Here is an 8,613-nt window from a genome sequence, read left to right as displayed (position 1 = left end):
TCTAGACAGTTTAAATAGTTTGTTTGACAGGGTGGGTCCATATAAGCAGTTATCGTGGAGCGTAATGTCGAGTAGCAGTTATCGAAGCGGCTTTCTTATCGATGCGCTTAAAGGGAAGCATGCAGCGGCATGTAACGCTTTGAGCAACGAAGGTAAGGGTGGCGATTTCAAGCATTAGCGGGTAAAGATTGTTTCTTCGTACCTTAAACCCTTTATGCCGTGTTATTTCCAATTACCCCGATTTATCCCCGCTTTATAGTATTTTCTGTGTTTCTTAGGCTTAAAAGACCGCGCTTAGTGTTGCCAAAAAATAACATCGTGAGATTCCTTGAAGGCTTGGGCGAATGAGCTAGGCTTTAGGGACGAGGAAACAATATTTCATCCACTAATGCTTGATCTCGGCATCCTTACCTTCGTTGCTCAAAGCGTTACATGCCCCGGCATGCGCCCCTTTAAGCGCCTCGATAAGAAAGCCGATCTCTTCGCCTAATTGGATAAACTATTATTGCCTCGTCCCTTATATGCATCTATTTGAAATTAGGCCGGAGAATGTTTACATCATTGCACCAGTTTTTGCGGTCATGGAAAGCTAAGTTGCTATTACTGTGTATTTTTGCGCTGCTCAATAGCGTGATTGTAGGCGGTTTTATGGCTTATAGTCTCAATAAACAAGCCAAGGAAATGGGCGATTCATTGTCGACATTTTCGTCGCGACAGAGCGAAGCTGTTGCTGTTTTAAACGCTTTGCTCAATTTCAATAAAGCATTACAAGAAACGATAGCGGCTAATGAAAAAAAGCAAATTAGGATGCTGGCTATTTCGACTATAAGGTATGCCTCGATGGTTGAGGAGAAGGTGCATCATTTGGTGAAAGTGAGTGATGCTAATCAGTCAGCAAAAACTTTGAAATCAGAATACTCAAAAATTAAACCGCTGCAGTTGAAGGTGATAGGTTTAGCTAAGAAGAATAGAGACTCTGAAGCACTCGATGCTATTCTTAATATGTCTGATTTGAACGCGAAGCTATTAATTTTAGCCGAGAAAAGTATTGCCGAGGAGTTAACAGTACTCAACGGTGTGGCACTAGAGCAGAGAAAAGATAATACACAGTTGATTAAAATCATCTTTGTATTGGCTTTGCTTAGTTTGTGCGTTGTACTGGGTTATACGTTCTATTTAAGCCAAAAACTGTTGGGTGGCTTTGTGAGTATTCGTCGCGCAATGGACGAATTTTCTAAGGGTAATTTAACACCCACGGTAGGCTATCGCCACAAGGATGAATTAGGTAATACCATAATGCTGCTAAACGGTGCTTTGGAAAAAGTTCAGCTTATTGTCCGTGGTATTATTTTTCAAATCGATATATTGAATGAAAACTCTCACTCTTTAGAGGCCGTCTCTAATAATACGCGTGGCCAGTCAGAAGAGGTGCATCAACAAATTTGTCGTATCGACGAAAAAATTGATGAGCTGAATGGAATTTCTCGTGATGTGGATGAACATCTTGAGACAAGTATTCAAAGCTCTAAGTTGGCATCATCTACCTGCATGCAATCCAGTGAAGATATTCAGGCGACCTTCGAAAGTTTTAACCGCTTTAAACATGAAATGAGTGCCGCAGCTGAAAAAACGAGTAAGTTATCCGCTTCAGCCAAAACCATTACCGAGATTACTTCGACTATCCGAGATATTTCTGAGCAAACTAATTTGCTAGCGCTTAATGCGGCAATTGAGGCCGCCAGGGCTGGCGAGCAAGGGCGTGGTTTTGCCGTGGTTGCTGATGAGGTTCGTACCTTGGCTAAGCGCTCTAGTGTGGCCGTTGAAGAAATATCGGGTTTAGCGATTCATATGCGTGAAAACGTTGATAGTGCTGTTGATGCCTTGGCTAATGCAAGCACTGTAATTGATACCAATGTAACCAGTTTATCGCACGCTTCTGATAGCACCATTAACGCCAGCCAAAATGCCGACAAAACATTAAGTTATATAGAGGCGCTAAAAGCCCTCAATGCGGCTCAAATTAAAGCGATTGATGGGATATTAAATTCCTCTAAGAATTTGTCAGAGGTTTCAAGTAGTAGTCACCAGAGTGTTGAGAACTTAGATGATTTGTCTATTCAATTAGCCAATATTAGTCGAAGCTTAACAACCTCTATCGAGCATTTTAAAGGTTAGCCGGGTGGGTTTATTTATGGTCGTTAAAAATAAAATAATGTTGGGCGGTTTGTTACTTGTAAGCTGTTATGCCAGTGCACTGCAGGCGAGTACAGCGTTGGATAGCAAAATGGTGTTTAAGCCTGGCCATGCATCGTTACAGCATTGGTTGTTACCGGAAGCCCCAGCATACCCCAAAAACAATAAGCCTACCGCCAAAAGGGTTGCGTTGGGTAAGCAGCTATTCTTTGACCCTCGCTTAAGTGGCGATAGCAATATGTCTTGCGCAACCTGCCATAACCCGAGTTTAGGCTGGGGCGATGCACTGCCAACGGCGCGGGGCGCAAAAAGTGAAATGCTAGCACGGGCTACACCCACTGTAATTAATACGGCATATAACTCAATTCAAATGTGGGATGGGCGCAAGAAGACACTGGAAGATCAGGCGTTGGGGCCAATTACGGCCGCGCAAGAAATGAACATGGATTTAACGCTATTGCTGGAGTTTCTAAATGCTAGCAAGGGTTATCAAAAGGCTTTTAAGGGGGCCTACTCTGGTGAACCGATAACGGGTGAGTTGGTTGCTAAAGCCATTGCCAGTTACGAACGAACAGTTATTAGCCGTAATTCTAAATTCGATAGTTGGGTGCAGGGCGATAAAAAGGCGATGACGAAGAAACAAATTAAAGGCTTTAAGTTATTTGTGGACCCCCAAAAGGGTAATTGTAGTGTTTGCCATAGTGCGCCAAATTTTACGGATAACGGTTTTCATAATATAGGTTTACTTTCTTTTGGTGCTGATAAACCCGATATGGGAAGGCACAGCGAAAAACCTATTGGTTTAATGAAAGGCGCATTTAAAACGCCAACACTGCGTGAAATTACACGTACGGCACCTTATTTTCACGATGGCTCTGCAAAAACATTAGATGCCGTTATGGCACATTATATTAAAGGGGGCGAGGTGAAAACGAACTTGTCGCCTAATTTTAAAGCGTTAACATTAAGCCAGTCAGAATCTGAAGCTATTGCTGATTTTTTAACGACCCTAGAATCACCCTTTTCTGAAATTACATTACCTGAATTACCCCTAGAGTAGTCAATAATTTTAATATGAGTACTTAGCTTTTACAATTTTGGGGTGTTGTTTGACTGTACTTCTAATTTTCAAGTTTTTTTTTGGAGGTTTTATGAAAAGTATTCGGGTTTTTTTATCCGCCACTTTATTGATCGTTACTGCTTCTCCTTTAGTGATCGCTGAAAATTTCGTGGTGGGGCAAAAAGACAAAGCCTTTACCCTGGAAACACTTTCTATTAAAGTCGGCGATACGGTATCGTTCAAAAACGAAGACCCTTTCTTTCACAATGTTTTTAGTTTATCTGATGCTAAGTTATTTGACTTAGGGTCCTATGAGCAAGGTGTGGCCCGGGATGTTGCCTTTGATGCGGCTGGAGAAGTGGAAGTGGAGTGCGCAGTGCACCCCGAAATGATTATGATAATAACCGTTGAATGATTTAAATTTCAATTTTTCCAGTAGACCTGTAGTTTTTTCATATGCAGGACTTTTTTAGGAATCACAATATGTTCTTCGGCTGTTACGTTTTTATTTGCCAGAATGTTCTGCGTAAAGTGTCTTTTACTTTCAAGGCCTTTTTATTGTGCGCGGGATTCTCTTTGCAACCTATTTATGCCGAAGAGCCAGTACTCAATATGGAAAAGGGCGCTGATATTTTCGCCTTCAATTGTATGCTTTGCCATGGGGCCACAGGGAAGGGGGATGGACGCTTGGCAAAAGTCATTACCGCACCACCACCGGCTAATTTAACAAAGAGCATACGCTCAATAGATTATATGAAAGACATCGTCACGCTCGGCGGCAATGCAATGCAACGATCCCCTCAGATGCCCGCTTGGGGTGGGGAACTTAGCGAGCAGCAAGTACAGGCTGTTGTCGATTATGTGTTTAGTTTGAGATTGTAGTGTGAAGTGGAATTTAAAATTAACGACTCCGTCATATGCTGCTCCCCGATAACTGCTGTGTTATTTTAATCTGGACTCCTGCCTCAATGCCATTACCCTAATAACGTATGTCGATTCAAATTATTGTGTGAAGCGATAGCCTACATCTCGAATAGAATGTAAAAATTGAGGTTTTTTGGTGTCTTTTTCGATTTTCTTTCTTAGGGTGTTTACGCAGCGGTCGACACTGCGAAAAGTCGTCAGTATGCCATCGCCCCATACCGCTTGTAATATGGCTTCTCGGGTAAATGTTTGCCCTTCTCGGCGTAACAGCAAGTGGAGTAGTGCGTATTCTTTGGGCGTTAATGCCGTGTTTTTCTGGGTGAGAGTGTTGGTTAAGTCGCGTGTTTCTGCGTTTAAAGTGAAATGACTAAAGGTGAGTACGGGGGCTTCTGCTTGTTTATAGCGGCGTAAAAATGCAGCGCATTTAGCATGCAGCTGTTTAACGCTAAAGGGTTTGGTAATGTAGTCATCGGCGCCAATGTTTAAGCCGCGAACGATGTCGGCCTCTTCCCCTTTTGCTGTAAGCATAATAATCGGTGTATCAATGGCTGCCGCACGAATGCTTTCACAGACTTCAAAGCCGTTACGCTTGGGCAGCATAATATCCAATAATATCAGATCAAATGGCTGTTGCTTCGCGGTATCGATGGCGGTTTCGCCGTCCATGGCCGTGGTAACTTCGTAACCTTGATGGCTGAAGCTGTCTTTTAAGCCCCGGATAATGGCGTAGTCATCTTCAATGATGAGTATTCTAGGTTTCATAGTGATTTTTCTGCGGGTTATCCGTGGGTAAGTTATCCCGTTTAAGGCATAGCGTAAATGTGCTGCCTGTATTTAAGCGAGACGTTACAGTAATTTTACCTTTGTGCGCTAGCGCAATTTTTTGTGCAATATGAAGCCCAAGTCCGCTACCTTCAGTTGTTCTGCTTAACTTTTGCTCTACTCTAAAATATTGATCAAAGACGTGCTTTTGATCGTTACTCGATAGACCAATACCATTATCTGTAACGGCTAAGTACATCGTATTTTTCGATAGCTGTGTTGTTAGGGTGATTTTTTTGGGTGCGACGGAGTATTTACAGGCGTTATCTATTAAGTTAATAAAAATTGTTAACAGTAGGCTTTTATCACCGTAGAAGGGAAGTGGTTGATGGGTTAAGTCTAATGTGAGTGTGACAGATTGCTTTTGAATCCTTTCGTGCGAGAGCTGGCAGCATTCCTTGACCAAATCATTAATATCGAGAAGTTCTTCGTTTAAGCGAAATTGATTATTTTCGAAGCGTGAAAAGGTTAAAAAGTTATCCACAAGGCTACTGAGTCGATCGTGCTCTTGGCTAATAATCGTGACGTATTCTTGGGTGTTTTTGTCAATGTTGCGTGGGTTGGCTATCAGGTTGTCCAGTAGCAACCTGATAGAAGTTAACGGTGTTTTAAGTTCGTGTGCAATAGTTGAGATAGCATCGTTTTTTAGCTCGCTTAAACGATTTTGGCGCTGTAAATAGCGCAAGGTAAAGATTGCACAGAAGCACAAGAAGGCGATAACTGATGTGGCCATGGCGATGTAAGTTGTTTGGCGTTTACTAAAGGTATCTTGGTAATCGGTAGTGGAGGCCCAGTGGATGGCAACAAAGGCCTCTGTACTCAACGTTATAGTTTGTGTTTGAAATATGAGGTCTTGATTTTGTTGAGTAGCCATGCGATTGATCTGTGCGATAGCCGTATTTTCCTGAAAATGCGAATCGAGGTGTCGCTGCAAGCTTTTGGTTAAGTTTTCGAGTGTAACAAATAATTTCACGTCAGCGGATGCCGCCGCTATTTGTACGAGTGTTTGCTGTTGTGGGGTTTCAAACCAAGAAGGAATGCCATTGGGGTGTGTGAGTAACGCGTAGCTCAGGACTTCGGCATTAAACGTATGAAAGCTAATGGGTTGCTTTAGTGCATCCGCTAAGTCCTGGGTTTTGGACATTAGAAAACTTCTTCGGCGCGAGGGGAGTTGAGCATCTGAATAGTTGTTTAGCCGGTCGGTTAACCAATGTAAATCCTCGACAAGTAGCGCTTTGTTATCGTGAATATCATCGTGTTTCAGCGCTATTTCAATAGCCCGTATTACTGCGGGTAAAACGGTTAATAGATCATTGTTATTGTATTGTTGGGTGGCACTCTCGGCTTCCAGTTTGAATCTTAGGTCGCGGTAACTGTTGTAGGCCAGTGCAATACTACCTGCTTGGTATTCACTACGCGCAGCAAGTACCAGTAATTGTAAAACTTCAGTTCTGTCGTTAGATGCTTGGCTGGCCTGAATGTAAGCATCGCGTGCTAGTCGCTTATTTTTTTCGACGAAGTCTAGTCGTTTGGCTTTTTCAAGTGTCGGTGTGTTGTGCAAGGCTGGCGGATTAGGCGATTCTAAGGTGGGGTATTTAATGGTATTTTCTGTGTAAATAATGGCAGAATCGAAATTCCATTTGGTTGTGGCTTGTTGAAATTGTAGTGCTGGAGTCAGCCCTGTGATCTCTTTTAGCGCATTATCAGTCGATTGCCTCCATTGTGCTTCCCAGGCTTGAACGGCTTGTTGTGCGTTGTACTTATGCAATTGATCTAAACGATTTTTAATGCCTATGCGTTCATTATCGATGGCGTGCAACATAAACCACAATAAACAAACAATCGGCGTAAAAAGCCCCAACACCCAAATTAACGTTAAAGGAGAAGCAATTTTTTTGAGGGGTTGGGGAATAAACATGATTAGAATTCTAGGCTGTTAACAATACTGTCGTAAGTGGGTTTTCTATCCTCAAAGCCTTCTGTTGGTGTCATAAAGTTAAATAGGACAAAATCGGGGTGGTGCGCTATTACCACTCGATATAATGTCATGTGTTCTTTGTTGAACACGACATCGGCTTTTAAACGAACAGCCTGTAATTCACCCAATTCAAAGTGTTCTACGCTATCTTCTCTATGTTTGTAGGATTTAAGCCAACCGTAATCCCAGCTGTTTATATGTTCCACAACCATATCCATATTGCCATTTTTCCAGTCGACATCGGGTCGGTTGAGTACTTGAATATCTGCACCGGTTTCAAATGTTTTCAATGGTTGTAGATGTGTACCGCCATCTTTAGGTGTCGTAAAGTTGTTATAAACAGCGAACCATGTTGCAGGCAGTGTAATGCTAAAGCCTTTCGCGTCGGTATGTGTTCTCGGTGAATCAATTTTATTTGTTAATACTGCGGCTAACTCATCGCGCATGTCGCCTATCACATATTTTACTAAATAGCGGTTTTCGTCATTACTGATCCAGGCTTCCGCAAAGGCCGCAGGTGCGCCGTTAGCAAGAAAGTCAATTTTAACGTGGTATGCGTTGAACTTACCTGCGGGTACTTCCACTTTTTCATTGCTGGCAACAACCTTAATACTCGCTTGAATATTTTGAAATAAAGGCAGTGTTGTTTGGTAATTTTCGGCTAGGGGTAGCCGACGAATAACATCGTTGACTATGCCTTGATCGTAGTCATACTTTCCTTTAGGGAAGCTGTATTCTGTATTTTGGTCTAAATCTTTTATCATTAAACTCCCGTCTTGGGCGATAAACTGCTTGCCCTTGTGATGTAGTGTTTTTACATCGCTAACTAATAAATGGTTTGTTTTTTCATCAGCAATATATTGCCAATATTCTTGATGTTGGTTACTTACCGTAAATAACGATAACTCGGTGCTCCAGGCAATATCTATTTCTGATGAGTACTTTGGTAGTCGTTTTTTTACTTGGAAGGCGTAGCTGTTTAAGTTCTTATTAAACGCTAGCTTATTGTAGGCCAGCGCCTCGCCATCCACCCACGGTACCGGCAGTAAGTCCTGCTCTGAAAATGTACTCAGCCCTAACGTGACCTCGGCGGCTTTAACCCAGCTGGTGTGCTCGGCGTATTCAGCCTTTATTTTTTGAAAGTTAGTTCTAGCGGCTTCTATATTGCCTTGTTTTTTCTGACACTCAATTAATCGCGCTAAGGCTTCGGCCGTGATGCTTTTATTGCTGAGCTCTTGCTGAATAATAGCTTCGTACAGTACGGCGGCTTTATCCAGCTCGCCTAGGGTTTCTTCGGCGTAGATGGCTTGCTCTAATTGCTGCCCTAGCGTGGGGGTTTTGTTGTCGGCAAAGGCTGCACTTGAAAGTAATAGTGTTGTGGCTAGTGGTATCCATGAGTACTTCATTGGTCTCTCCTGCTGTGTATGATTGGCTACACGGTTACTTTACAAAGTGAATATCCGGTTTGTGTTACCAAATATAGGTTTTGGTCGCCGATTATACGTTGAAACCCTTTTGTGCGAAGCCGAGTAACAATTGGCTCACTATATCCACTTCTTGTCTTGTAAATACCTACCTGTCTAAAAAGCCCTTGTGTATAACAGCTATCACTTGATGGTTCTTATTTTCCACGACA

7 protein-coding genes are annotated in these 8,613 nt (G+C 42.5%); 4 read left to right on the top strand and 3 right to left on the bottom strand.

Going from position 1 to position 8,613, the window contains the following annotated elements; genetic code table 11:
• The first annotated feature begins 549 nt into the window (after positions 1-549).
• The 4 genes from AC3A8L_RS06360 to AC3A8L_RS06345 all read left to right on the top strand — a co-directional run bounded on the left by AC3A8L_RS06360 (position 550) and on the right by AC3A8L_RS06345 (position 4,135).
• Entirely contained in the window at positions 550-2,175 is a 1,626-nt protein-coding gene (locus AC3A8L_RS06360) for a methyl-accepting chemotaxis protein (RefSeq protein WP_487961395.1), read from the top strand.
• Between the two features lie 16 nt (positions 2,176-2,191).
• On the top strand, positions 2,192-3,253 hold the full coding sequence (locus AC3A8L_RS06355) for a cytochrome-c peroxidase (protein ID WP_487961394.1): 1,062 nt from the start codon (positions 2,192-2,194) through the stop codon (positions 3,251-3,253).
• A 91-nt stretch (positions 3,254-3,344) separates the two neighbouring features.
• Positions 3,345-3,668: a plastocyanin/azurin family copper-binding protein gene (locus AC3A8L_RS06350; RefSeq protein ID WP_487961393.1), complete on the top strand. Its 324-nt coding sequence runs from the start codon at positions 3,345-3,347 to the stop codon at positions 3,666-3,668.
• Positions 3,669-3,736: 68 nt separating this feature from the next.
• A complete protein-coding gene (locus AC3A8L_RS06345) occupies positions 3,737-4,135 on the top strand; it encodes a c-type cytochrome (protein ID WP_487961392.1) in 399 nt (132 codons plus the stop codon).
• A 120-nt stretch (positions 4,136-4,255) separates the two neighbouring features.
• Here the strand turns inward: AC3A8L_RS06345 and AC3A8L_RS06340 are convergent, their stop codons facing one another.
• The 3 genes from AC3A8L_RS06340 to AC3A8L_RS06330 are packed head-to-tail and all read right to left on the bottom strand — an operon-like array spanning position 4,256 to position 8,383.
• On the bottom strand, positions 4,256-4,939 hold the full coding sequence (locus AC3A8L_RS06340) for a response regulator transcription factor (RefSeq protein ID WP_487961391.1): 684 nt from the start codon (positions 4,937-4,939) through the stop codon (positions 4,256-4,258).
• Complete coding sequence (locus AC3A8L_RS06335; RefSeq protein ID WP_487961390.1) at positions 4,929-6,917, bottom strand: sensor histidine kinase; 1,989 nt, start codon at positions 6,915-6,917, stop codon at positions 4,929-4,931. The genes AC3A8L_RS06340 and AC3A8L_RS06335 overlap by 11 nt, the downstream gene beginning before the upstream one ends.
• Positions 6,918-6,919: 2 nt before the next feature.
• Positions 6,920-8,383, bottom strand: coding sequence for a DUF3108 domain-containing protein (locus AC3A8L_RS06330; protein WP_487961389.1), 1,464 nt, complete (start codon positions 8,381-8,383; stop codon positions 6,920-6,922).
• Positions 8,384-8,613: the final 230 nt, after the last annotated feature.

It is taken from the genome of Marinagarivorans sp., from assembly GCF_982758155.1.
Note: the sequence above shows the minus strand (reverse complement) of the source record. Positions and strands in the feature narration are given on the sequence as shown.